The following is a 25,925-nucleotide window of genomic DNA, read 5'->3' as shown; positions in this document are numbered from 1 at the left end:
GCCACTGATTTACACCCTCTTGTTTGGAGTTTATTGATGCGCGTTGTGTGCTCTCTGCTTTGTTTAACCCTTGTTTCGACTCCGCTTTTCGCCAGTGGCGACCCGGTACTCGGTAAACAAAAAGCGCCAAGTTGTGTGTTTTGCCACGGCACCGACGGCAAAGCTACTCAGGTCAGCTATCCTAACCTTGATGGGCAAAGCGCAGAATATCTGTATAGCGCGATGAAGGCTTATCAACTAGGTGAGCGCACAGGCCCAATGGCGGAGATGATGAGAGCTCAGTTGCAACGTTTAAATGATCAAGATTTGCGCGACATTGCTGCTTTTTATGCCTCATCCCAATGAGTTTTTCCCAAAAATTCCACTTTTAAGCACAAGAGTCATGAAAAATCGGCGCAGATCTGGTAAAAATCGGGACGTCTCAGTGACCGTTATACATTAGGTTGACATGATTGAAAAAAAACAGGGGCGTCGTAGTGCGCAAGATGCCCAAAAAACGCGTTATCACATTATCACCATTGCGGCAGAGCTGTTCTGTGAGCTCGGTTATTCACGCGTTTCTCTGCGCCATATCAGTGAAAAGGCTGGCGTCTCACATAGCTTGATTCGTCATCATTTCGGCAGTAAAGAAAAGATCTGGCACAGCATCAGCGATGGCCTGCATGATTATATGATTCGCTACATGCAGACGGTGCTCCAAGCCATGCCAGCAGAAACTCCCGTCAATGTAAAGCTGTACACTTTCCTCATGCGCATGTTGGCACATGGCTTAATCATTAAACAGCCAATCCAATTGATTGCGGATGCCGTACGCCAAGAAGATAAATTATTCGATTATTTCCTCGATACTTCTGGAGAGATTGAACGCTTGGTTGAATCCTTGGCGGACGACTACAACCGTCAGTACCCCCAATCTCCGATCCATTTGTGGGAAATCAAATGGCAGCTGATTATGTACACTCACAGCGCCGCCAGTTTGACGCCTTTTATGCGTGCAACTTGGGCCCCGGAAATTGAAGACGTTTCCGCCTGTTTACTCAAACATTGGCAGTTGTTTAACGCTTTGATGGTTGAGAAGTTTCATGTCGCCAAGCCTTACATTATGCAGCCCAACTCGGTGGATGAGCTGGTGTATACCCTCAGTTGCGACTGGCGAGATGTCTATAAAGAGACGGAAGAGTAATAGGCGATGTGAGCTATCCCCTTCCGATGCACTATTTGCGATGTGCTGTGATTGGGGATAGCAAACGGGATATCGATGGGTGCTACTTATTGACCCTACTTAACGCGCTTTTTTACCGCGCTGCGCATGGATTTTCAGTTGTGCTTTTAGTTTGCGTTTTTCTGACGAACGGCCAGCCGAGCGACGCGGTGAATTTTCCTCATGCACCACAGGGCTAGGCTCAAAACCTTTCAACCATTCTTGAGGAAGACGTGTATTGAGTAAACGCTCAATCGCTTCGAGTTGTGGCTGTTCATCATGCGACAGCAAAGAGACCGCCAATCCCGCTAAACCTGCGCGTCCCGTACGCCCAATACGATGCACATAGTCTTCCGCTTTAAATGGCATATCGTAGTTCACCACTTGCTCAAGCTGGGCAATATCTAACCCACGTGCGGCGACATCGGTCGCAATCAAAGCACGCACTTTGCCTGCTTTAAAATCATCCAAAGCCTTTTGGCGTGCACCTTGGCTTTTATCGCCATTAATCGACACCGCTTTTATACCATCCAACTTGAGTTCTTCCGCAAGTGCATCACTGCCTTGACGGGTTTTGGTAAACACCAACACTTGCTGCCAATTTTTCGAGCCAATCAGATAAGAGAGCAGTTCGCGTTTGCGCTTTTTATCCACCGGATACACCATCTGCTGCACGGTTTCTGCCGTGGAATTGGATGGCGTCACCTGCACTTCGATAGGATCACGCATGATGCGATACGCCACCGCTTTGATTTTGCTATCAAACGTTGCAGAGAAAAACAGCGTTTGACGCAGTGGCGATAAACGGCGCAGCACGCGCTGCAAATCTGGCATAAAGCCCATATCCAGCATGCGATCCGCTTCATCGAGTACCAACACTTCAACTTTGCCCAAAAACAGCGATTTCACATGGGCGTGATCGAGCAAACGCCCCGGCGTCGCAATCAAAATATCCACACCACCACGCAAATGATTGAGCTGTACCTTCATGCTCGTGCCGCCATAAACGGCTACGATCTTAAGCTCCGTTCCTTTCGCGTAGGCTTGTAGGCTATCCAATACTTGCTGAGCTAACTCACGCGTTGGCACCAGCACTAACGCCCGGATCTCTTTGCTGTTTGCTTCACGCTGCCAAGGCTGCTCAATAAAGCGTTGGATCAAAGGTAAGCCAAATGCCGCCGTTTTACCGGTTCCGGTTTGCGCCCCTGCCAGTACATCTTTTCCTTGCAATACATGAGGAATAGCTTGCTGTTGGATTGGCGTGGGATTGGCGATCCCAAGCTCGCTCAATGTATTCAGCAGACGAGAATCCAAGCCTAATTGCGAAAAAGTGATGGAGAGTTCTGACATGTCGCGTACCTAATAACTTTTGGGGCGCGGATTGTATCAAAGTGAACGGCGTTTGGCTTTCTCTAAAACATCCGGATACAGCACCGCAAACAGTGCTTGTAACTCGGTGTAGTTGTCCTCTAATCCCTGCGCGCTATAAGCCAAAGGCTGCATGCGAGGGCTGCGCTGCGCCATCTTGCTCAACGCATAGCGAATATTAGCCAACTCCGCATAGGAGGCTAACCATTCTCCTTGCCACATAGCGCGATTCACTCGCACAAAACGCTCAGGCAGCGCCGATGTACTTTCTTCGGCTATCCCTTGTTGTGCATGAGTCAGAAACTGCCCCAAGGGCTCGGCATGCCAATTCGACCAAGTATTGACTAAACAGTGATCCCAAAACAGGTCGAGGGCAATCGGCGCAAAGCGTTGTTGTTGGGAAGGAAACAGAGATTTCGCCGCTTTCATCACTGGGTGGCTATCGGTGTAAGCATCAACCCAGCGATGTAAACGGATTCCTTGCACTAAAGATTGCGGGTACTGCTCTGTCGGATCACCTTTGACAAAATCTCCCAGTAAATTACCGAGTAAGCTACTTTGGCAGTGATGAGCAATATGCAAATGGGCAAGGAAATTCATGGGATAAGAGATTCGGTGTTACACCGAGATGGGAGATTATGACACAGAGACGTCGGTTTGCTCTGATTCAACCGCTTGGTAATCGCTGAGCGTAAAACCAATCTCCATCGCATCAAGCAGCTCTAGACATTCATCATTGTGATTGTGGTCACTCATTGTTGACCTCCTTAATTCATACTTATTTCATCCTTTTATACCCTTTCGACTTGAAGGTTCAGCTTCACGTTGAATGGGGATAACGGTTTCTGGTGAGACGTTCATCGTAAGCGCTTCCAGAAACGCCAATAAGGTTTACCACAGCTTGTAGTAAGTACCAAGGTTTCTTTGTGGTAAAAACCTCAGTTACATGAAGTGTAAATTATTAATTACAAATTCGGATTTAAATTTTTACAAACAGATTGACGCAAATCGAAAGCTTCTACAGAATAGCCAAAAACTAGTGAAATGAGATTATTAATCGGTCAAATTTCGCACAAATCACTAAGCGCAACATCTAACAACGTATAAAAGAGTTTACACATGACGCAATCGAAGCTTTTAGGCAGTACTTTGATTATCGCGGGCACCACGATTGGTGCAGGAATGCTAGCTCTGCCTCTAGCTTCCGCCGGTATTGGCTTCTCAACCTCATTGATGATTATGCTCGGCTTGTGGATGCTGATGGCATTTACTGCATTGCTGATGGTAGAAATCCACCAGTACGCGGATAAAGAAGCAACTTTGCATACTCTCGCCAAACAGATTTTAGGCGATAAAGGCAAATGGGTTGCGACGTTCGCTATGTTATTTTTGTTTTACTCGCTGTGTGCGGCCTACATTGCTGGCGGCGGCGCACAATTTACCCAACGAATTACCGATTTCACTGGCGTGAACGTTGAAAGTTCGAGCGGTACTTTGCTGTTTACCTTGATTGTCGCTTTGGTCGTCACCGTTGGAACAGGCACAGTGGATCGCGTCAATCGTGTATTATTTGCCGGCAAGATGATCGCTATGGTAGCGGTACTGTTTTTCCTCGCGCCCAATGTTTCGCAGTCTTACTTACTGAGTATGCCGATTCAGCAGGGCTTGATTGTCGCGGCCATTCCCGTCATTTTTACTTCCTTTGGTTTCCACGGCAGTATTCCTGCGATTGTGAATTACTTAGATGGTGATACCCCTGCGCTGCGCAAAGCGATTTTGATCGGCTCTGCGATTCCGCTAGTGATTTACATTTTCTGGCAGCTAGTCACTCTTGGGGTAGTAAGTCAATCTGCCCTACTCGACAATATGGGGCTCACAGCGCTCATCGGTGTACTCTCGACCACGGTTCACCAATCGAATCTTGGCAACATCATCGGCGTATTCGCTGACCTTGCTCTACTCACCTCGTTTTTGGGTGTTAGTCTAGGTTTGTTTGAATTTATGGGGGATTCTCTACGTAACCAACAAGGTAAAATGAACCGCCCATTAGCGTCTGTCGTCACTTTCTTACCACCGCTGATTTTTGCACTGTTCTACCCGCAAGGCTTCATTATGGCGCTAGGCTATGCCGCGATTGCGCTCGCCATTCTGGCCATCTTTTTACCTCTGGTGATGGTGATCAAAGTGCGCCAACAAGCCACTGAGCAACACTATCAAGTTACAGGGGGCAATGGGGCCCTGCTTGTGACAGGTTTGGTCGGGCTACTCATCATCGGCGCACAGCTATTGATTACGTTAGGCATACTTCCCGCTCTCGGTTAACCCTAACGCTCCTCTTATGACTTAGGTAGCGTTTAAAGATAAAAGCAGATTTTAAGGGCGAATAGGCTTCTATTCGCCCTATTTTTATGCAACTCAACTTCTTGATGTAAATCTCATTATTGAAATAATCCTATCTTATTCTTTCATTTTTATTGAACATGAATCTCACTTTTGTCACTTGAATATGATTAACTTGTGCCAGCTATTTTTGCTATGCAGGAGCCATCATGAGAGAAGTTCAATTCAGGACGATTGACCGAGTGTTCATTCGCATGTCGATTAACGACAAAATGTGGGTGATCTTTTTACTGTTTTTAAGCGCAATCACCACCATTGCAGGTATGCGCTATTGGCACACCCTTGCCAGCATTGAGCAGCAGTCTCAATTGGCAGTGGAATACAAATTACAAGGGCTACTCAACCATCCCGACCCTAGCCAACTTTCCGTACTGAAAGTACAAAATCGCGTAAGCGACACGATCTATTCACAAGGTGTCGTCACAGCCAGTGCCACTAGCGCAAACGGTCAGGTCTATGCCTATACAGAGTCAATGAAACAGTATGAGCAGCCGGCTCGCGAGCAAGCCCTGCGCAGCTTTTTACTCACCTATTTGTGGGCCATTCCTTTTGCCATTTTCACTTACTGGGTCGCGACCTTTATTGGTGGTGCCTTGTGGGTGCTTTATACCACCACCCAAAAAATCGCTGAAGGCGATCTTACATCACGACTCGGTTTCCATCCCGGACGTGATGAGTTCGGGACGATTGGTTGTGCGCTCGATAAAGCCATGGATACACTTGCAGAGCTGATTGTGGCCGTAAAACAAAACAGCGCCACACTGCGTGACACCGCAATGACTTTTGCTCACGAAGTGAAAGAATCGGAAGTACAGATTCAGAATCAATACAGTTCGCTCGATTCGGTGGCCACCGCGATGGAAGAGATGACGGCTTCAGCAGCCGAAGTTTCGACGACCTCACAGCGTGCCACCGAACAAACGGAACAAGACACCAAGCAGGTTGAACGCAGCCAGCAGCGAGTGAGAAAAGCGATTCAAGATATTGAACAGCTCTCACGTTACATCGCCCAAGCGTCATCCTCAGTCGAAACCCTCAACACCAATGCAACGCAGATTAATGCGGTGATCACCACCATCAATGCCATTTCAGAGCAAACCAATCTTTTGGCACTCAATGCCGCCATTGAAGCAGCTCGCGCCGGTGAACAAGGTCGAGGTTTTGCGGTGGTTGCCGATGAAGTCCGCACTTTGGCCAGTCGCACTCAATCGGCCACGGTGGAAATTCAAGCCATGATTGAAAAGCTACAGGTGGAAAGCCAAAACATCGCCAAACTTACCGAGCAGACGGTGAGCCAAGCACACACCAGCAGCCAATTGGTAAGTGAAGTGGGTAACGATGTACAAGCCATCGCGCATTCGGCGCAGCTTATCAATGATCTCAGTGTGCAAATTTCCACTTCAGCCAGCGAACAGAGCTCGGTTGCCCACGATATTTCATCCGAACTAAGTGATATTCGCAGCCAGTCCAACACGCTGCGCCGTGTTGCAGAGCAGACGTCGCAAGGTGTCAGTGAAATTACTCAAGCGACACGCAATTTAGGGGAAATCCTCGCGCGCTACCGCACCTAATTTAGGTTTCAACTCAGCGAAGCGCATAAGCAAACGCCCATCAATCATGATGGGCGTTTGTATTCAATAGCAACAGTCACTAATGACTGTTTAAGCTTCTGGGTAACCTTGCGGATTATTCGACTGCCAGCGCCAAGTATCTTGCGTCATTTCATCTAAGGTTCGGGTTGCTCTCCAGCCGAGATCTTGCGCAGCTTTTGTCGGGTCAGCCCAGCACTCCGCGATATCCCCCGGACGACGTTCCACCAGTTTATAAGGGACAGCGCAACCCGAAGCCGCTTCAAACGCTTTCACCATTTCAAGCACGCTGTAGCCATTCCCTGTGCCTAGGTTGTAGATATGCAGACCCGCACGAGTGCCGACTTTTTGCAGCGCGGCAATATGACCGTCCGCCAGATCCATCACATGGATGTAATCACGCACCCCAGTGCCATCTTTGGTCGGATAATCGCTACCAAACACGGAAAGATACTCGCGGCGCCCTACCGCAACCTGAGACACAAACGGCATCAAGTTATTAGGGATGCCTTGTGGATCTTCACCCAACTCACCAGAGGGATGAGAGCCAACCGGGTTAAAGTAGCGCAGTAGCGTAATACTCCAGTCTGGATTGGCTTTTTGAAAATCGGTCAAACACTCTTCCACCATCAACTTGCTGCGCCCATATGGGTTGGTCGCGCTGGTTGGGAAAGATTCAGTGATCGGCACAGACGCAGGATCGCCATATACGGTTGCAGATGAGCTGAACACCAGCGATTTCACGCCCGCTTCACGCATCGCCGCCACCAAAACTAAGGTGCCATTCACGTTGTTATCGTAATATTCGAGCGGTTTTTGTACGGACTCACCCACCGCTTTGAGGCCCGCAAAATGCACAACCGCCTCAATATTATGCTGTTGCATGAGATCAACCAGCAAAGCTTTATCACGAATGTCCCCTTGCACAAACTGAGGGCGAACACCAATCACTTTTTCAATACGATCAAGGACCGTTACTTTACTGTTGTATAAATTATCGAGGATCACAGGGGTCATACCCGCTTGGATCATCTGAATACAGGTGTGACTGCCAATGTAACCCATGCCACCTGTAACCAATACTTTCATGCCTAGCCTCCTTCATGTTTTCGGCGATTGTAACGGCTTTTCAGCGATCGCCAAAACATTGATGCCTCTGGATTTAAAAACAGGCTCTACTATACCTGAAGCAAATGGATCAAATCTGAGATCCAGATTTAAGCTCTAAAATATCCCCTTGTGGCGAAAAGTAGGCGAGAGGCGGGCAATCCGGAACATTTGTGGCATTGCATTTGATTCAGAATGCTCCAAAACACGCAAAATTTATTGACCAAACCCTAATTTCGGCTGACGAAATCACTCTTTTTCGCTACTTTAGCGGGCAGAGTTTACAGAAGGATGTACATCAGTGAGCAAACGGACAATCCAACTCAATTGCGATATGGGCGAAAGCTTCGGCGTCTGGACCATGGGGGCCGATGAAGAAGTGATGCCTTGGATTGATATGGCCAATATCGCTTGTGGCTTTCACGCGTCCGATCCTCATGTTATGAGCCGTACGATAGATTTAGCGCTTGAGCATGAAGTGATGATAGGTGCCCATCCTAGCTACCCAGATTTGCAAGGATTTGGGCGCCGCTCGTTGGCGATGAATGAGCAAGAAGTGAGTGAAATCATTCTTTACCAAGTCGGCGCACTGAAGGCGCTGTGTGAAAGTAAAAATGGCCAATTGAGCTATGTGAAGCCTCATGGCGCGCTGTATAACGACATGATGAGCGACCCGAGCATCTTTCGTGCGGTGGTCGATGCCGTTTCCTGTTTTAACCTGCCTCTGATGGTGCTCGCTTCTGCCAACAATCAAGACTATCTCGATATTGCGGACCGTTTTGATGTACCACTGCTGTTTGAAGCTTTTGCCGACCGTACCTATCTCGCCAATGGCAAGCTGACACCGCGCTCACAACCCAATGCGGTACTCAGTAGCGAAGAAGCCATTCTCAACCAAGTGCGACAAATCGCCCGTTATGGCAAAGTCACCAGTTCTGATGGGTTCGTTATCCCGATTGAAGCAGATACTTTATGTGTGCACGGCGATAACCCAAACGCCGTGTCGCTCATTGCCAGAATTCGTGCTGCGTTGGATGAGTAGGCCATGTCCATCCCATTTGAAATTGAGCCGATTGCGGAAGGCAGCATACTGGTGCGCTTTCAGCATCCGGCTGATGCAACCTTAGCGATGCATATTGGCCAATGTGCGCATGACATCATGCAGAGTTTGGCCTATGGACTGATGAACGTCACTCCCTCTTATACCACCTTGCTGATTGATTATTTACCCTACCGTTTAACACAAAAGGAGCTGGTGGCGCAGTTGACTTTACTGCTTAATCAACCGCGACAGGCTAACCACGCGAACGCCAATCTCATTGAGCTCCCCGTGTACTACCATCCTGATGTAGGACTTGACCTCATTCGCTATCAGGAACAAGGGCTTGCATTAGCAGAAGTGATTCAGTTGCATACCTCTGTGACTTACACGGTGGCGGCGATTGGCTTTGCTCCCGGGTTTGCCTTTATGACTCAAGTCGCCGAGCCGCTGCGCCGCCCCAGACGCACTACCCCGCGCCTAATGCTCCCCAAAGGCAGCGTAGGGATTGCCGAGCAACAAACGGCCATTTATCCCAACGCCTCTCCGGGCGGCTGGAACATTATCGGTAACTGTCCGCAAACCTTGTTTGACCCGAGACAAGAGCCGATGTCACCTTGGCAGATTGGCACTCAAGTGCGATTTCGCTCGATTGAACGTGATGAGTTTATTCAGTTGGGCGGTGTGATTGAGCCGTACTCAATCCACAGAGCTTAAGATGGCCAACACCCAGAGCTGCCTCAGATAACAGCTGCCTCAGGTAACAGTTGCCTAGGGTAACAAAGGAATAAGCAGGGAATATTTTCCATAAGGAAGGAACATGCTAGGTAAGCTACACGTGATCAAAGCGGGACCACTCACGCTACTTCACGACTTGGGTCGCTATGGGTTCAGTCATTTCGGGATCACCCCTTCCGGCCCTCTCGATGAATACGCCTACAGCTGGGCTAACCATTTACTCGCCAATACCGTCAATTGCGCCACCTTAGAAATCACGCTCGGTCCAGCGGAATTTCTTTTACGCAGCGACGCGCAATTGGCGATTGCCGGTGGCGATCTCAATGCCACGCTAGACGGTCGCCCCATCGCCAATTGGAGCCGATTTTATGCCAAGCAAGGACAAACGCTGCGCTTTGGTTTACCACGCAACGGGCTACGCGCCTATCTTGCGGTTCAAGGAGGGTTTACGGTCTCTCCACAACTGGGCTCTGTATCTACCCATGTTCGGCAAGGCTTAGGTGGACTAACGTCGCAAGGGCTGGCGCTACAAACGGGTGATGACTTAGCATTTTCCGCGCAGCAGATTGCCCAGAAACCGGTGCTGATGACGTTTCGCTTTCGACCTGATTACAACTTACCTCTGCGACTGCGCGTGATTGAGAGTTACCAATATCAAGCGTTTTCACCATCCGCGATGGAAAGCTTCTACCGCAGCGAGTTTATCGTGACCCCAAACAGCGATCGCATGGGCTATCGCTTGCAAGGTGAAACCATATCGCCACCGGATCAAACCATTCTCTCTGAGGGGATTGCCTTGGGGGCGATTCAAGTTCCGCCGAATGGTCAGCCAATCATTTTGCTCAATGATCGGCAGACGATTGGCGGGTATCCCAAGCTAGGTTGTGTAGCGAGAATCGATCTGCCCCGTTTAGCGCAAGCCAAGCCGGGACATTCCGTACGGTTTGTCGCTGGCGATCTCGCTGGGCTTCAAGCGGTGTGGTGTCAGTGGGCGCGATTTTTCGGTTACTGATCCTTTCCGTTTTTTGAAACTTCCGTTTTTAAAACTTCCGTTATTGAGACTTTAAAGCCCATACACCTTGGCTAACGCGGCAGGATAACCACGCGCGTGGCATAAGCGTATCGCCTTCTGCTCCACCTGCTGCGCAGTAAAGGCCATACTGCATGGGTGCTCAGCCTCAATCGATAGCTCACCAGCATCTGGCTTGAGTTGCCAAACCGCAACCAATTGGCGAGCGGCTCTCAGCGCCGATGAGCCTTTGACCACTTCGAGTCTCGCGTACTGATTGGCTTCAAAACTGACGTCCGCCGCACGCAGTGTCACATCGTCACCGGGGATCTGCTGCGCACCAAATAGCGGTGTACCCGCAAACTCCGCATTATCAAAACTGGGCACAAAGCGGCTCATATGCTGTATCGCACGCATAGTGCGCTCTTTTTGTGCCGACATCGGCCAGCCACGCTCAATCTTGTGTTGCAGATACACAGGCAACTGTGGCTGCGAGGATGTCGGAGTCGAGGCGACCAAACCATCCGCAAACAAGGTGATGGATTCCGTCATGCCATGCAGTTGGAACGTGCCATCGGCATAAGGGGTAAGCTGTGCCATGCCATCTTCGCTACCACGTGGGCCATGGAAAATCACTTCTGGCCACCACTGATGACATGCAGGCCAGTGAGTGACATACGCCGCTTTAAACTCCACCAAACGCTGTCTGTGGTGGCGAGCCATATCGTCCACTCGTCCGGTCTCAAAACCACAAGCATTGACCAGATAATCCACAGTTTGAGTATGGCGCTCCCCTTGCGCATCAAGATAAGTCAATCGCCACTGGTTGTCTTGAAACGTGGCATCCACCAGTTCAGTGTGCAACATCACTTGGCAATTGGGTAAGGCTTCGAGAGTCAGATCGACGCTGGCTGCTAAGCGAAACACACTCCAACCGTATTCTTGAACCAACACGACAGGGTATTTGAGCTGTGCAAGATCGGCATGCTGAGCAAACGGAATCACCCACTCATCATCGCTTTGCGGTGGATTGGCTTGTTGCTGCTGCGCCAAACGCTCTAACTCTTCACGCTGATACAAGCGATAGTAATTATCGACTGCGCCAAGCACTTGATTGGCCGCATCTTGCTCCACCAACTTACGATACGCGTTTTGAATGGTCACTAAGCGCGGCAGAATTTCTTCGGGTTGACCCGGATCGGATTGCGGGATAGCAATCAAGGTTGGGCGAACATTTAAAGTGTGTGGATAAAGGCGTACCGTTTCAATTGACTGCTCCAATAGGTCGATACACTGCTGCTCGGAAATTTCTCGATAGAGATTGCCCCCGGCATGCAGATGACAAATCGGTGGCCCACTGACTAAACCAGCACTTTTTTCCATCAGGACAACATTGAGTCCCAGCTCACCCAAATGGACGGCCGCCGTCGCACCAGCAATACCGCCACCTATGATAGCAATTCGGGGATCTTGAGATCGCAATGTCATATTTTACCTACTGTTACATCAAGGCTAAGAAATGTGGTCGCCATTCTAAAGGGTATGAAACGTTAATAAAATCACATTTTTTACGCGGACTTATCCTCGGCCGATCACTCAATCCTGACCAAACAGGTCACGGGTGTAGATTTTTTCCGCGACATCCTCCAGCTCAGCCACCCGGCGATTGGTCACTATCACCTCGGCCATCGCTTTAAACTGGGCAAGATCGCGAATCACAGGTGAGCCGTAAAAGGTCGATTCATTGAGCACAGGTTCGTAAATCACCACTTCAACCCCCTGTGCCTTGATTCGTTTCATGATGCCTAAGATGGATGAAGCTCGAAAATTGTCAGAGCCCGACTTCATGATTAAGCGGTAAATACCAACCACTTTCGGGTTGCGGTTCAAGATGGAAAACGCAATATGGTCTTTGCGTGTGGTATTGGCATCGACAATCGCACGGATCAGGTTATTAGGTACATCCTCAAAATTGCGCAGTAACTGGCGAGTGTCTTTCGGCAAGCAGTAACCACCATAACCAAAAGAAGGATTGTTGTAATGATTACCGATGCGAGGATCTAACCCAACGCCTTCGATGATCTGTTTGGTGTCTAACCCATGGGTTTCCGCGTACGTATCCAACTCATTAAAAAACGATACACGCATTGCAAGATAGGTGTTCGAGAAAAGCTTGACCGCTTCAGCTTCGGTCGAGTGAGTCAACAAAATCGGAATATCCATTTTCTTTGCCCCCTGAGCCAACAAGGTTGCAAACGCTTGGCCGCGCTCCGACTTTTCCCCAACAATGATCCGAGATGGGTATAAGTTGTCATACAAGGCACGCCCTTCGCGTAAAAACTCTGGCGAAAAGATCAGGTTGTTACAGCAGAGCCGTTGTTTGATGCGTTTGGTGTAACCCACAGGCACAGTGGATTTAATCACCATGATGGCCTGTGGATTGATCGCCAACACATCATCAATCACCGCTTCCACGGTTCGTGTATCAAAATGATTGGTTTGTGGGTCATAGTCGGTAGGCGTGGCGATCACGACAAACTGTGCGTCTTGGTAGGCGTCTCGTTTATCGCAAGTCGCTCGAAAATTAAGGGGTTGATGCTGTAGAAAAGATTCAATCTCGGGATCGGCGATCGGTGAAATCTTATCATTGAGCTGCTCTACTCGGCTGACCACGATATCCAATGCGACCACTTCATTGTGTTGAGCAAGCAGTATTCCATTCGATAATCCTACATACCCCGTTCCTGCAATGGCAATTTTCATGGCGGATCCCTTTCACTTGATGCCCTTTCTCCCGACCCAAGCGGTTATCGGGAGAGATTCAAGTTTTACCATGCCATAGAAAATTGACGATTTAGTGACTGCAAATGGCTTGCCTAATTTGACCTTAAGTAACAAAAACAACCTGTAACATAAGGTTTTTTGATCAAACGCACTCATGGCTCACAAAGCGGATTTTTAGCCGAAAAAAGTCAAAAAAACGCTTGACTGAGATTTGCCATTTTTCCCTTTTCACCACTTTGTGAATAACCGATCCTCGCAAACCTCGGCCACTACGGGGCTGACAACCCAACCCCCTTCATCCGCTACTTTACTTATCCCAAAAGTTATCCACTGATTTTGTGGATAACTAACCCATTTACCCCAATGCTCAATCGCTGAAGGCTTTATTGACGGGGGCTAACAGGCGTTTCAACAAACTGCTCACAACCGCAGCAAGTGTGCAAAAAGTCAACGCAGGGAGCACAAACCACAGCGCCATATGCAGACTCGGAGTCAGGCTAAATCCCCATTTCATGACCGCAGCGACGACTGCATCAGCACTCACGCTGGCCACTAACCCTCCGACTAACGCCATCACTCCATACTCAGCCCAAATGGTGTGCATAACTCGGCGGCGACTCGCCCCTAACGTGCGATACAGGCGGATCTCCTGCTGACGCTGACTGAGGCTTAAGCGCAGCAAAGTAAAAATCAGCAATACCCCTGCTAGCACACCCAGTGCCGCCAACACCGTCACAGACCAAACAATTTGGGTCAACAAGGCTTGGATTTTGGCTCCCATGGTGCGAATGTCCATCAAGCTCACCGTCGGGTGTTGCCGTGAGAGCTGACCGAGCAACGCATCATGTTCGGGCTGAATGCGGAAACTGATCAAATAACTGGCTGGCAAGTTTTGCACCACGTCCGGACTAAAAATGAAGTAAAAATTGGGCTTCATTTCACGCCACTCGACCTGACGAATGGTGTTCACTTGCGCGCTCACTGTTTGACTATTGATCATAAACGTCAGCGTATCCCCAAGTTTAAGCCCGAGGTCGCTCGCCACTTCCTGCTCAACCGATACGCCATTTTGGCTTTGCCACTCTCCTTGCAAAATGGGGTTGTAATCGGGTAACTGCTCTGCCCAGGTTAAATTCAGCTCACGGCGCAGCGCATCTGAACTCTCTTCACCATTTTGCGCGTATTGTTTCGCCTCTTGACCGTTAATATGCGTTAAACGCCCACGCATGATGGGATAAGCAGCAGAGCGCTCAATGTTTGCTGTATCTAATGCCGCAAGGTAACTGGCCTTTTCGGATTCACTGATGTTGAGTGCAAACGCATTCGGCGCATTTTCCGGCAAGGTGCGCTGCCAATCTGAGAGCAAATCGGTACGCACTAACCAGATGATGGCGAGCAACATCAAAGAGAGAGCTAACGCGCCAAACTGCAAACCACTTGCTGCAACAGAGCGGTTAATTCGGCTCAGAGCCAATGCCATCGCAGGATTAAGCGGTAGCTTAGCCAGCAGACGAGTCACCAAAACACTGACCACCGCTAACACCGCAAACAGCACCACAATACCGATCAGCACAATCCAGATCAGTTGGTTTTGCCCATACACCAGCAGTAGCGGCACAATCGGTACCATGATCAGCAGTAGATTGCGCTGCCAACGAGTTTGCGCCGCCACCGGCTGCATGACCGCAACCGCACTCACGCTCAATAGACGTCCCAGCGGGATCCCCAGAGCTGGCACCGCAATCAATAAGCTGCTGGCAAGTGCAATCCACAGCGGACGCAAACCGTAACTGGGGAGCGGGTCGGGCAACAAATCTTTTAGTGGCAAACGCAGCAGCGACTCCAACCCAACACCAATAACGCTGCCCAACACCACCGCAAATACCAGTAACAATCCGACTTGCAACGCTAGCCAATGGCGTAACCAGCGGCGACTTGCTCCGAGACTTTTTAACATCGCAATCGTATGCGTGCGGGTGGAAACGTAATGCTGACAGGTCAGCACTAAGGTGGTCGCGGCCATCAAGATCACAATTGCTACAGTCAGCGATAAGTACTGTTGAGTGCGTGCAAACACCTCATTAGTACGGCTGCCACTTTCTTGATCACGCCAGCGATCGCTCGCCGTTAAGCTCACTTGTTGTTTTATCGATTCAATCGCAGAGTCATCACCAGTCATAAATAGGCTAAATTGCACCCGACTCCCCGGCTGAATCGCGCCAGTTTTATCCACATCAGAGGCATGGATGTAAACCGATGGCATTTGCTGGAATGGGTTAAAGCTCAGTCCTGGCTCTTCCAACACTTCACCGCTGACCACAAAATCCGCATCACCAATCGTGACATTGTCACCGATATCCACCCCTAACTGATCTTTTACTCGCGGTTCAAGCCAAAGTTGGTTGCTCACCACATGATTAAAGGTTTGCTGACCATCACTTAAACGCATCTCGCCACGCAGTGGATAAGCACTATCTACCGCTTTGACAGTGACTAACTGCATGCCTTGATCGCTAAAGGCCATGGTCGCAAAACGGGTCATTTGTGAAGTTTGACTAGCTTGCTGCGCGGTCAGGGTCAATAAGGACTCAGGAAGTGGGTTGCCCGAAACAAATACCGTATCAGCGGTTAACGCATCACGCCCTTGTTTCACAATCACTTGTTCCATACGCTGCGCGAGCGCGGTTAATGCAAAAATCGAGGCAATGATTAAGGTTAGCGCAACAGTCACCGGCCATAACTGCCCGTGACGAATTTCACTTAAGCTCCAACGCAGTAAGCGGCGATTGAGCGATGCGGGAGGCAAGGCCTTCATACGCGCTCCTCCAGCTCACCCGCTTGCATAAAAAATCGTCGCTGACAACGCTGCGCGAGTTTAGGGTCATGCGTCACCAGCACTAGTGTAGTGCCGTGTTCACGGTTCAGTTCAAACAGTAAATCAATCACTTTTGCAGCTGTTTCTTGATCCAAATTGCCCGTTGGCTCATCAGTAAACAGCACTTGGGGACTTATCATAAATGCGCGAGCAATCGCTACGCGTTGCTGCTCTCCGCCCGACAATTGTGCGGGCGAATGGTGCATTCGATGCTCCAAACCGACCGCTTTGAGCAGCTTCTGGGCGCGCTCGCGATCCTCCGCCTCACCTTTTAACAAACAAGGCAGAGTGACATTTTCCAGCGCCGACAGGCTCGGAATAAGCAGAAAACTTTGGAACACAAACCCAACGGATTCACTGCGCAGTGCGGCGCGGGCTTCATCATCCAGTTGTGAAAGCGGTTTCCCCAACAGATACACTTCCCCTTCACTTGGCGTATCTAACCCCGCCAGTAGCGTCATCAGCGTCGATTTTCCCGCGCCTGATGCGCCGACAATCGCCACACTTTCTCCCGCTTGAATCGAGAGATTCACCTGTTTAAGGATTGTTAAATGCTCCTGATTAGTGGAGACTAATTTGGATAGTGATTGCGCTGAAATGATGGATGTTTGCATGACTCGACTACTTTCCTTTTTGTTTGTTGTTCTCTTTTCTGCTGCAGCCAGCAGTAAAACGTTATTGGTACTCGGCGACAGTTTAAGCGCAGGGTACGAAATGCCTATCGAACAAGCTTGGCCAAGTTTACTGGCCGAAGAGCTAGTGGAACAGGGTCAAACCGTTACCGTAGTTAACGGAAGCATTTCTGGTGATACCACAGGCAACGGGCTCGCCCGCCTGCCCTCTCTTCTGAGCCAACATCAGCCCGATACCGTACTGATAGAATTAGGAGCCAACGACGGTTTACGCGGTTTTCCACCGCAAACGGTCACTCATAACCTCACCACCATGATTGAACAGATCCAAGCTAAAAACGCAAAAGTCATCTTAATGCAGATCCGTATCCCACCTAACTATGGCAAACGGTACAGCGATGCGTTTTACCAGATCTATCCTAGCCTAGCTGAGCAGTTTTCTATCCCGCTTATCCCGTTCTTTCTTGAGCAAGTGATCCTCAAACCAGAATGGATGATGGCAGATGGTTTACACCCCAAACCTGAAGCGCAGCCTTGGATAGCCAAGTTTGTGGCCGAACACCTTGCCGCACATTTGTAACACCATCCACCGATTTACTGGTTTAGCTCAATAAAATTTACTCAGCTTTACGTTATTTTTGAGCCCTTAACTAGAGAATAGGTGACCCTATGCACATCAAGCCAATCATTCAGGGCGTTGTGGCGCGCAGCGCCCATCCTTATGGCTGCGAACAAGCCGTCCTACAACAGATCCAGTACGTAAAACAGGCGAATCCGATCAAGTCAGGTCCAAAACGCGTTCTGATCCTCGGAGCATCGTCGGGATTTGGGCTCGCGGCAAGGATTGCGCTGACCTTTGGTGGCGCGCAAGCCGATACGATTGGGGTCTCCTTTGAACGTGCTCCGAGTGAAACACAAACCGGCAGTGCAGGTTACTACAACAATCTCTTTTTTAAACAGCATGCCGAGCAAGCAGGTCGCATCGCGGTCAATCTCGAAGGCGATGTTTTTTCTGTCGACATGCGTGAGCAAGTGATTGAAGCGATAGAAACCTATTTTGAAGGGGAAGTGGATCTCATCATTTACAGCATTGCCAGTGGCATGCGCCGCAAGCCCAGAAGCGAAAAGGCTGACCCTGAATTTTGGCGATCCGCGATTAAGCCGATTGGTGAAGCGGTCTCTGGTGCAACCCTCTTGCTTGAAAATGACACGTGGATTGAAACCACCTTGCAACCGGCCAGCGAAGAGGAAATTGAAGGGACATTACGCGTCATGGGCGGCGATGATTGGGAAAACTGGATTGATACCTTGATCAATGCCGAATCACTCGCCGAAGGGTGCAAAACGATCGCGTTTTCTTACATGGGCCCTGACGTTACTCACCCTATCTATCTGGATGGTACTTTAGGCCGCGCTAAAATCGATTTACACCAAACGAGTCATGCTTTGAATCTGAAACTCGCCAACTTTGATGGCGGTGCGTATGCCGTTGTTTGTAAGGCGTTAGTGACAAAAGCCAGCGTATTTATTCCCGGTTTGAGTCCTTACTTACTCGCGCTGTACCAAGTAATGAAAAATAAAGGCACCCATGAAGGTTGCATTGAACAGATGCAGCGCCTGTTTAGCGACAAGCTGTATGGCCATTCACGAATTCCACTCGATAGCGAACGTTTGATCCGTATGGATGATTGGGAGATGAACCCCGATACGCAAGTACAAGTTCGTGAACGTTTACAACAAATGAATGCCAGCAATTTTCAGCAGTTAGGCGATTATGCGGGTTTTAAACGTGAGTTTATGCAGCTTAACGGGTTTGAATTTGACCAGATCGATTATAGCCAATCTGTTGATATGCATAATTTTATTAATAAAAAGTGACACGCCCCGTTGTTTTAGATTTGAGAATTCACACAAGCTAACTCAATTCGCTCTGCCATTCTGATCGGCATTTGTTAGAGTGACTGACCACTGAAGTAAAGGTGTGACTTCAGACAGGCAGTCGCTCTAGTCACACCCCAAATCCATGCCGCAATCAAGGACCTCTTAATGGCACCGATCCTTTCACACTCGATCCCGATCCCTTCTAGCATGCAGGCAAATTGGCAGCAGATGCTCAACCTGCTGGCCGAAGTGCTGAAAGTCTCAGCCACCCTGATCATGCGTTTACGCCATCACGATCTTGATGTGTTTTGTACCAGTGTCGGCAGTGACAATCCATACCAAGTCGGCATGACCGAACGATTAGGCACAGGCTTGTATTGTGAAACTGTGGTCAATACTCGCCAGATATTGTTAGTCAGTAACGCCGACCTCGACCCATTGTGGAAGGATAACCCAGATCTGGAATTGGGCATGCGCGCTTACTGTGGCGTACCATTGCAATGGCCAAACGGTGAGCTTTTTGGATCTTTGTGTGTCACCGATCGTCAAGCTCGCCAGTTTCTTAGTACCGATCAGCAATTGATAAAAACCTTTGCTGAATCGATTGAAGCTCAGCTTAAAACCCTTTACCAACGCGAAACGTTGTTGCAAATGAACCAAGATTTGCACTTCAAAGTTCGTCATAAAATGCAAAGCATCGCCTCGCTGAACCAATCTCTCCATCAAGAGATCGATAAACGCCGTGCCGCAGAACAGCAGATTGAGTATCAGCGCAGTCACGACCTTGGGACTGGCTTTCTGAATCGCACGGCATTGGAGCAGCAGCTCGCGATGCAGCTGGCTCAATTGGCGGAACACGAAGAGCTCGCTGTGATTCATATCGGTTTTGCCAATGCCCGCCAATTACAGGCGCGGCTGGGTTACCACCTTTGGGATGATGTGCTAAAGCAGTTACGTGAGCGACTTGGTCCGGTGACGGAGGGGGAATTACTGACCGCTCGCCCTAACTCGACCAATTTGACGCTGATCTTAAAAGCCCATCCGCTCGACACCCAATTAAATCAGCTTTGCCATCGTTTAATTCACGCTGGGCAAGCGCAATTTGTGACGGAGGGGCTGCCCGTTCACCTCAACCCTTATATTGGTGTGGCCCTTAGCCGTGAAACACGCGATCCGCAGCAGCTACTGCGCCATGCCGTCAGCAGCATGTTGGCGTGTAAGGACTCGGGATACAAAGTGTTTTTTCACTCTCCCGCATTAGCCGATAACCATGCACGGCAAAATCAATTGGAAAACTATTTACTGCAAGCGGTGCGCAACAACGATCTGCTGCTCTACTTCCAACCTAAAGTCAGCATGAAAACCCAGCGCTGGGTCGGTGCTGAGGCATTGTTGCGTTGGAAGCATCCGGTGTTGGGTGAATTTTCCAATGAAACCTTGATTCATATGGCAGAGCAAAATGGTCTTATCTTTGAAGTGGGGCATTTTGTTTTGCACCAAGCTTTAAAAGCCGCCAGTGATTGGTTAGCGGTGTGCCCAACCTTTTGTATCGCGATCAATGTCTCTTCCGTACAGCTCAAAAACAGTGGCTTTGTCGAGCAGATTCGAGATCTGCTGGCGCTGTATTGCTTCCCTGCGCATCAGTTGGAACTGGAAATCACCGAAAGTGGCCTGATCGTCGATGAGCCGACCGCGAGTGATATTCTCAACCGACTACACACATTAGGCGTGACATTATCACTCGATGATTTTGGTACGGGTTACGCTTCGTTTCAGTATCTAAAAAAATTCCCATTTGATGGCATCAAGATTGATAAAAGTTTTATGGAGCAGATCGAACACAGCGAAAGCGATCAAGAAATCGTGCGTTCTATGCTGCATGTAGCGAAAAAACTGAACTTAAACGTGGTGGTGGAAGGTATTGAGTCGACGCAGCAAGAGCAGTTCATTCTGGAACAGGGTTGCGATGTCGGCCAAGGCTTTTTATATGGCAAACCTATGCCCAGTGAAGTGTTTACCCTCAAGCTCGAAAGCCACGCTCTGGCGTAATCGAAGGTATCTCCTGCTCTGTGGTTGTCGAGCATAAAGAGATTGGCTTATCATTCCTTTACTCTTCCGTGGGCGCTACCTATAATCGCGCTCCTCTTTTTCTTTCCCTATGAGCGATAATCGAGATGGATCGACTAATTGCAACACTCAAGAAACTCGAAAAGCAGAACTATCGTGCTTATCAGCAGATCAAAGGTCAGTACGACTTTGGCGACTTTACTCTGTTCATCGATCACATTCAGTCTGATCCATACGCTTCAGCCTCTCGCCTGCGTGCTACGCGCGCTTGGTCGTTGACGGGTTTAGATTGGCTGAAAGAGAAATCCCCTGCTTATCAAATGGCTGCGCGTGATTTTATCGCTCGTGCTTTTGCAGAGTTCGCCAAACAAGACAACAGCTTATCGATCGCGATTAGCGGTCAAACGGTTCTCGATAGTACCTCTGTTCTGTTTAACGAACACGGCATCGAACTGCGTTTTCGCATGAGTATGCCAGCGGAAGGACGCGATATTCTGGCGAAAAAAGCGCTGAATATCTTAACCTTTCACCTGCCGAAATACATTCGCCGTGCCACGCTTGAACGCGAGTTAGATAAAGCCGCGCTACTGCATCATTGTGAAATCGTAGAAGATCAGGAAGCGATGCGCGCTCAACTGGACGATCTCGGTCTTGTCGCTTTCATCGCTAACGGCAGTGTATTGCCACGATTAGCCGGTAACTGCGATCTGCCAATGAAAGAGGCTGTTCCTTTCATCGCCCCAAAATCTCTCGAAGTCACCCTCTCAACGCCTAACCAAGGTGAACTGGTGGGTATGGGTATTCCACAAGGGATTACCTTGATCGTGGGCGGTGGGTTCCATGGTAAATCAACCTTGCTGACCGCGCTTGAGCGTTCGGTCTACAACCATATTCCGGGTGATGGTCGTGAGCGCATGGTCACTGATGTTAAAGCGATGAAGATCCGCGCGGAAGAAGGCCGTTGTGTACACAATCTCAATCTATCGAACTACATCAATCATTTACCTATGGGTAAAGACACGACCGATTTCAGCACGCAAGATGCTTCTGGCTCTACCTCGCAGTCGGCTTGGTTACAAGAGTCGATTGAAGCGGGTGTCACAACTCTGCTGATTGATGAAGACACTTCTGCTACCAACTTTATGATCCGTGATGAGCGCATGCAGGCACTGGTCAGCAAAGGTGAAGAGCCGATCACACCGTTGGTGGATCGTATCGGTCAGTTACGTGATGATCTCGGCATCTCGACACTGGTGGTGATGGGGGGCTCTGGTGACTATCTGGATGTAGCCGATACCGTCATTCAGATGCACGACTACCAACCCGTCGACGTAACAGAAAAAGCGCGTGAAGTGATTGCCCAGCACCCAACGCTGCGTCGTAATGAGTGTGAAACCCCACTCGCGACCTTTACACCACGAGCTCTCAACTGTGCCACTTTGCAAAAACTGCTGCTGGATGGCAAATTCCGTGTGTCGGCTAAAGGCTTGGATGCTCTGCGTTTTGGTAAAGAGTTCACGGACATTTCCGCACTGGAGCAGTTGCAAAGTTCAAGTGAAGTGAATGCCATTGGTTGGCTGTGGTTCCAACTGGCACAACTGCCAGGTTGGACAGACAACCCAGCCAAAGCCATGACTAAAATGCTTGAAGGTGACTGGTATCAAGCCATGCCAAACCACGGTGATTTAGCTAAGCCGCGAATTTTAGATGCAATGGCAGCCCTAAACCGGATGCGAAAAGCACAATTTAAAGCCTAATTCCCACGCAGGGGCAAAACCACTTGCTGCAGCAGCTTCAAGTTGGAAGAAATCCCTAGAAAACAGGTTTCAAAGGTCATGCAACTGACAAAGGGCTGCATGACCTTTTCGTTATTCGTTTTTCTCGTTTTTTCACTTTTAACTTAAAGAGTCTTTTTTAAACTAAAGAGTCTTGTCTGAGCACATTCCACGCTTCACATAAGATCCGAAAACGTTCGGCATTGCCATTTTCTCGATCGGGATGCCAACGCAAAGCCAGCTTACGCCACGTTTTACGGATCTCAACGGCGCTCGCCTCTTCGGTTAATTCAAACAGACGCAGAGCTTGTCCTCGGGTTAAATCCTTACCATTATGGCTGCCCACTGAGTGTCGATATCGCGTCCAGAATTCATTGAGCAAACGCTTCACTTCCCCCTCATTCGCTTCATAGTTCATCCACTGAGTGTAGTAATCTCGCAAAGGATCATTGACATCAATGTCGTGGAATTCACTACGCATCATCGGAGTTAAAATGATGTTCATCGCTTCCACTTGCAGCCATTTTTCTGGGTGCAAGGTTTCTTGGAGCTGATAGAGCGCATTCATGATCAGGAAATTTCGCTTGAACAGATCTTTTTCCGGCTGAGGGTCTAAGACCGGCATGATGCCTAACTCACTCAAGTGAGCGGCTAAGGTATGCACTTTCCATCCTGAAGGCTGGCGTTTCAGAACCTCAAAAATCGGCCACAACAGCGGATTTTCCATATAAGTCTGAAACGTTGCAGCAAGCTGGTGACTGTCTGACATAAGGCTTCCATTCCCATGAAATACTCTAATTCAAGATCAATCTAACCCATTTGTCACGGCGGCGAAATGGCAAATCTTGATTGTGTGAAGCTCAATGCGCATAAGGCTTGCAGGCTGTTTTTCTGACACTGTAAAAGCCAGATTTCTGACGCAACCTTAGCTCTGAATATTTGGAAATTGAACAATGTTCATAATGATGGCAGGATAGTGCCCATTCCATTGACGGAGATTCACTATGCCCTTGTCGCGACCTCTCATCGGATTGACCCTTTTTTATAGCTTAATTTTTGTTTTTTCAGCCATAGCACCTACTTCACGTGCGGTTTGGTTTGCCGAAATCATCCCCGCCATTCTGGTTCTGGCCACAATTTGGTGGGTCTCATTGCGCTGGTCAATGAGCACGACCGCCTATGTCTTGATGTTTGTTTGGCTCTGCTTGCATACCATAGGCGCAAAATACACCTTCGCTGAAGTCCCTTTTGACTGGTTCAATACCTTGATCGGCTCTACACGCAATCAATTCGATCGCGTCGCCCACTTTTCCATCGGTCTTTATGCTTACCCTATTGCGGAATGGCTGTTACGTAAGCAACAAACGAAACCTTGGCTAGCTTACAGCTTTGCACTATTTAGCTTGATGAGTCTTGCAGCGGCTTACGAAATTATCGAGTGGTGGTACGCCGCGCTCGCTGGCGGCGAAGAAGGGATCGCATTTTTGGGCTCACAAGGGGATATTTGGGATGCTCAGAAAGATATGCTGTGCGATACCTTAGGTGCCATCACCGCACTTTGCCTACTTGCGTGGCAGCGAGCCAGAGGCTAAGGCCGCATATTGTTCCTAGTTGTTTCTTTTATTGCGCAATCGCATGCACAGGTTCTGACAGAACTCGATAAGAGTATGATCGATGACAATTTGTGCATGTATTTTCTATGAATTGCATCTCTTTTCTAAGACCCAACAAGGTAATTCTTTCATAAACAAAGAGTTACCGTAAGATGACACATCAAGAAAACCTCTCAAATCCTCAAGAAGTCAACAAAAAGGTCACTAAAAGAAGTCACTACGACTCTTTGTCTCTATCTGTATTTTCAAGTAATCCAATTAACCCTGACTGTAGGAACGGAATAAACCCACACATTAGGGATACCCAAAAGATTTACTTCACGACACTAAAGAAGCACAACACGTTCTATCTACGAGTCTCACAGCGAGCGAAGCAAGCACAACGAGCAAAGCAAGCACACCGAGAACATTTAAAGAATGAAAGTGTTACTGTGTCACTAAGAACAGAAAGCAGACGAGAGGCAAAGATGAGAAGTGATTACCTAAAGGATAGACTTTTAGAGCAAGCAGGAAGCTTTATTGACTTTAACCATATGCGAGAAACCTTAAAGGAAATCGCAAAGGCTGAGCTATTGAGACGTCCCAAAGTTGATTGGTTTTACCGTGGTAATATCATCGTTGCACAAGAAGCCCTCCAAGAAGCTCAAACAGTCGAACAGGTGAGATTCATACAATCCTATTCGGACATCATGAAGAAGGGCTTACAGAGCGATACAGAAGGTTTATTGTCGATTGTTGATAGCGAACAAAGTAAGCACAGCGAACCCCAAGACCACAAAGAACACAAAGAACACAAAGAGTCACTAACCATAGATGAACTTATTGATAACTACATTGCTGATAAGATAAGTAGCGGTGAATGGATGGAGTCAACCAAGGAGAAGAAAGGAGCAAAGCTACAGCATCTTAAAACCATCTTTGAGGCTTGTTCTCTTAAAGATAAACCGATTGATAAGCTTACTCGAAATGACCTGTTAGAAGTGCGTACAGCGCTAATCAACAGAGGATTAAAGACACTAACCGTAAATGGTTATATGCAAGATATTAGAGCAATCTTTAACAATGCTGAGGCGTTAGGTCTAATCGGTAAGTCTCCTGCCGTTAAGTTGAACATCAAGGACAGGGACATTAAGGAACCTAAAGCTTTAACAGAGTCTGAGGTAATAGCTTTGATTGACTATTTCAAACATGGTTATTTCACAGAAGCAAGAAGAAGCAAAAAGACACTTGAAGGGATGAAGTATCTTAAATGGGTTCCTCAGATAGCAGCCGTTACAGGTGCACGACTTAATGAAATCTTACAGCTACGTAAAGGTGATATTCGTCAATCTGCAAATGGTCTTTGTTGGTACATAGACATTAACGATAGAGGCGATAATGTAGTTAAAAACAAATCAAGTAATCGTATAGTCCCTCTCGTAGATGGGGCTTATGGATTCGACTTAGAGCTATTCTTGAGTGAAATTGTGAATACCTGTAACGAGGACTCAGACAATATATTCAGACTTGTAGTGGCATAGTGAATTTGGTCACTTAGTTAGAGGTGATATCATCACCTCATAAGTTAACAGGTGACATTATGACAAAACGTACAAGACGACTATTTAGCGCAGAATTTAAGTTAGAAGCAGCGCAGCTAGTCTTAGACCAAAATTACTCAGTGACGGAAGCAGCCCAAGCCATGAATGTGGGCAAGTCCACGATGGATAAATGGGTTCGCCAGCTTAGAGAAGAACGCCAAGGGAAAACACCTAAAGCTTCACCTATGACCCCTGAGCAAATAGAAATTCGGGAATTGAAAAAGAAGCTGGCTCGCCTTGAAGAGCATAATGAAATACTAAAAAAAG

General features: G+C 48.5%; 22 protein-coding genes. 14 read left to right on the top strand and 8 right to left on the bottom strand.

Translation table 11 applies throughout. The features are described from left to right. The first annotated feature begins 36 nt into the window (after window positions 1–36). Together T411_RS0108760 and T411_RS0108755 are read left to right on the top strand one after the other, a co-directional pair. On the top strand, window positions 37–345 hold the full coding sequence (locus T411_RS0108760) for a c-type cytochrome (protein WP_001266838.1): 309 nt from the start codon (window positions 37–39) through the stop codon (window positions 343–345). Between the two features lie 103 nt (window positions 346–448). Further along, a complete protein-coding gene (locus tag T411_RS0108755; RefSeq protein WP_000570597.1) occupies window positions 449–1,183 on the top strand; it encodes a TetR/AcrR family transcriptional regulator in 735 nt (244 codons plus the stop codon). A gap of 99 nt (window positions 1,184–1,282) precedes the next feature. Here T411_RS0108755 and T411_RS0108750 read toward each other — a convergent pair whose 3' ends face one another. Both T411_RS0108750 and T411_RS0108745 read right to left on the bottom strand, forming a co-directional pair. Beyond that, window positions 1,283–2,551: a DEAD/DEAH box helicase gene (locus T411_RS0108750; protein WP_001292936.1), complete on the bottom strand. Its 1,269-nt coding sequence runs from the start codon at window positions 2,549–2,551 to the stop codon at window positions 1,283–1,285. 36 nt (window positions 2,552–2,587) lie between these two features. Then, window positions 2,588–3,169, bottom strand: coding sequence for an acyl carrier protein phosphodiesterase (locus T411_RS0108745; protein WP_001009839.1), 582 nt, complete (start codon window positions 3,167–3,169; stop codon window positions 2,588–2,590). Window positions 3,170–3,688: 519 nt separating this feature from the next. On the opposite strand from T411_RS0108745, the gene T411_RS0108735 reads away from it, so the two are divergent. Next, the gene (locus tag T411_RS0108735) at window positions 3,689–4,891 is read left to right on the top strand and encodes an aromatic amino acid transport family protein (RefSeq protein WP_000194442.1); all 1,203 of its coding nucleotides are present in this window, start codon (window positions 3,689–3,691) and stop codon (window positions 4,889–4,891) included. 227 nt (window positions 4,892–5,118) lie between these two features. Further along, window positions 5,119–6,540: a methyl-accepting chemotaxis protein gene (locus T411_RS0108730; RefSeq protein ID WP_001209486.1), complete on the top strand. Its 1,422-nt coding sequence runs from the start codon at window positions 5,119–5,121 to the stop codon at window positions 6,538–6,540. Between the two features lie 90 nt (window positions 6,541–6,630). Here T411_RS0108730 and galE read toward each other — a convergent pair whose 3' ends face one another. After that, entirely contained in the window at window positions 6,631–7,647 is a 1,017-nt protein-coding gene (galE, locus tag T411_RS0108725) for a UDP-glucose 4-epimerase GalE (RefSeq protein ID WP_000866946.1), read from the bottom strand. 319 nt (window positions 7,648–7,966) lie between these two features. Here galE and T411_RS0108720 point away from each other — a divergent pair, with 319 nt between their 5' ends. The 3 genes from T411_RS0108720 to T411_RS0108710 all read left to right on the top strand — a co-directional run bounded on the left by T411_RS0108720 (window position 7,967) and on the right by T411_RS0108710 (window position 10,454). After that, on the top strand, window positions 7,967–8,707 hold the full coding sequence (locus T411_RS0108720) for a 5-oxoprolinase subunit PxpA (protein WP_001882609.1): 741 nt from the start codon (window positions 7,967–7,969) through the stop codon (window positions 8,705–8,707). A gap of 3 nt (window positions 8,708–8,710) precedes the next feature. Beyond that, window positions 8,711–9,421, top strand: coding sequence for a 5-oxoprolinase subunit B family protein (locus T411_RS0108715; protein WP_000026710.1), 711 nt, complete (start codon window positions 8,711–8,713; stop codon window positions 9,419–9,421). Between the two features lie 103 nt (window positions 9,422–9,524). Then, the gene (locus T411_RS0108710) at window positions 9,525–10,454 is read left to right on the top strand and encodes a 5-oxoprolinase subunit C family protein (protein ID WP_000900850.1); all 930 of its coding nucleotides are present in this window, start codon (window positions 9,525–9,527) and stop codon (window positions 10,452–10,454) included. Window positions 10,455–10,505: 51 nt separating this feature from the next. On the opposite strand, the gene T411_RS0108705 is transcribed toward T411_RS0108710, so the two are convergent. From T411_RS0108705 to T411_RS0108690, 4 genes are all read right to left on the bottom strand, one after another. Next, window positions 10,506–11,939 carry an FAD-dependent oxidoreductase gene (locus T411_RS0108705; RefSeq protein WP_000175435.1) on the bottom strand — a complete coding sequence of 478 codons (1,434 nt, stop codon included), beginning with the start codon at window positions 11,937–11,939 and terminating at the stop codon, window positions 10,506–10,508. A 108-nt stretch (window positions 11,940–12,047) separates the two neighbouring features. Then, window positions 12,048–13,214, bottom strand: a complete 1,167-nt coding sequence (locus T411_RS0108700; protein WP_000684076.1) for a nucleotide sugar dehydrogenase — start codon at window positions 13,212–13,214, stop codon at window positions 12,048–12,050. A gap of 388 nt (window positions 13,215–13,602) precedes the next feature. Further along, on the bottom strand, window positions 13,603–16,050 hold the full coding sequence (locus T411_RS0108695; RefSeq protein ID WP_000645923.1) for an ABC transporter permease: 2,448 nt from the start codon (window positions 16,048–16,050) through the stop codon (window positions 13,603–13,605). Further along, window positions 16,047–16,724, bottom strand: coding sequence for an ABC transporter ATP-binding protein (locus T411_RS0108690; RefSeq protein ID WP_001194970.1), 678 nt, complete (start codon window positions 16,722–16,724; stop codon window positions 16,047–16,049). Before T411_RS0108690 ends, T411_RS0108695 begins: the two co-directional genes overlap by 4 nt. Between T411_RS0108690 and tesA the strand changes: the two genes are divergently transcribed. From tesA to T411_RS0108670, 4 genes are all read left to right on the top strand, one after another. Then, window positions 16,723–17,322, top strand: coding sequence for a multifunctional acyl-CoA thioesterase I/protease I/lysophospholipase L1 (gene tesA / locus T411_RS0108685; protein WP_000197503.1), 600 nt, complete (start codon window positions 16,723–16,725; stop codon window positions 17,320–17,322). The genes T411_RS0108690 and tesA overlap by 2 nt on opposite strands. An 89-nt stretch (window positions 17,323–17,411) precedes the next feature. Beyond that, window positions 17,412–18,620 (top strand): enoyl-ACP reductase FabV, encoded by a 1,209-nt coding sequence (gene fabV / locus T411_RS0108680; protein WP_000547707.1) that lies wholly within the window; start codon window positions 17,412–17,414, stop codon window positions 18,618–18,620. Window positions 18,621–18,788: 168 nt separating this feature from the next. Next, window positions 18,789–20,672 carry a sensor domain-containing phosphodiesterase gene (locus T411_RS0108675; RefSeq protein ID WP_000035288.1) on the top strand — a complete coding sequence of 628 codons (1,884 nt, stop codon included), beginning with the start codon at window positions 18,789–18,791 and terminating at the stop codon, window positions 20,670–20,672. Window positions 20,673–20,797: 125 nt separating this feature from the next. Further along, on the top strand, window positions 20,798–22,447 hold the full coding sequence (locus T411_RS0108670; RefSeq protein WP_000375433.1) for an ABC-ATPase domain-containing protein: 1,650 nt from the start codon (window positions 20,798–20,800) through the stop codon (window positions 22,445–22,447). A 157-nt stretch (window positions 22,448–22,604) separates the two neighbouring features. Here the strand turns inward: T411_RS0108670 and T411_RS0108660 are convergent, their stop codons facing one another. Then, on the bottom strand, window positions 22,605–23,234 hold the full coding sequence (locus tag T411_RS0108660; protein ID WP_001284008.1) for a DNA-J related domain-containing protein: 630 nt from the start codon (window positions 23,232–23,234) through the stop codon (window positions 22,605–22,607). A 235-nt stretch (window positions 23,235–23,469) separates the two neighbouring features. Here T411_RS0108660 and T411_RS0108655 point away from each other — a divergent pair, with 235 nt between their 5' ends. The 3 genes from T411_RS0108655 to T411_RS0108645 form a co-directional block, all read left to right on the top strand. Further along, entirely contained in the window at window positions 23,470–24,057 is a 588-nt protein-coding gene (locus T411_RS0108655) for a DUF2238 domain-containing protein (protein WP_001131372.1), read from the top strand. A gap of 173 nt (window positions 24,058–24,230) precedes the next feature. Then, window positions 24,231–25,598: a tyrosine-type recombinase/integrase gene (locus tag T411_RS0108650; RefSeq protein ID WP_001912187.1), complete on the top strand. Its 1,368-nt coding sequence runs from the start codon at window positions 24,231–24,233 to the stop codon at window positions 25,596–25,598. Between the two features lie 59 nt (window positions 25,599–25,657). Continuing rightward, on the top strand, window positions 25,658–25,925 hold a 268-nt coding region (locus tag T411_RS0108645), incomplete at its 3' end, for an IS3 family transposase (RefSeq protein ID WP_027694886.1).

The organism is Vibrio cholerae ATCC 14035 (genome assembly GCF_000621645.1).
In the GTDB taxonomy this organism is placed as follows: domain Bacteria; phylum Pseudomonadota; class Gammaproteobacteria; order Enterobacterales; family Vibrionaceae; genus Vibrio; species Vibrio cholerae.
Note: the sequence above shows the minus strand (reverse complement) of the source record. Positions and strands in the feature narration are given on the sequence as shown.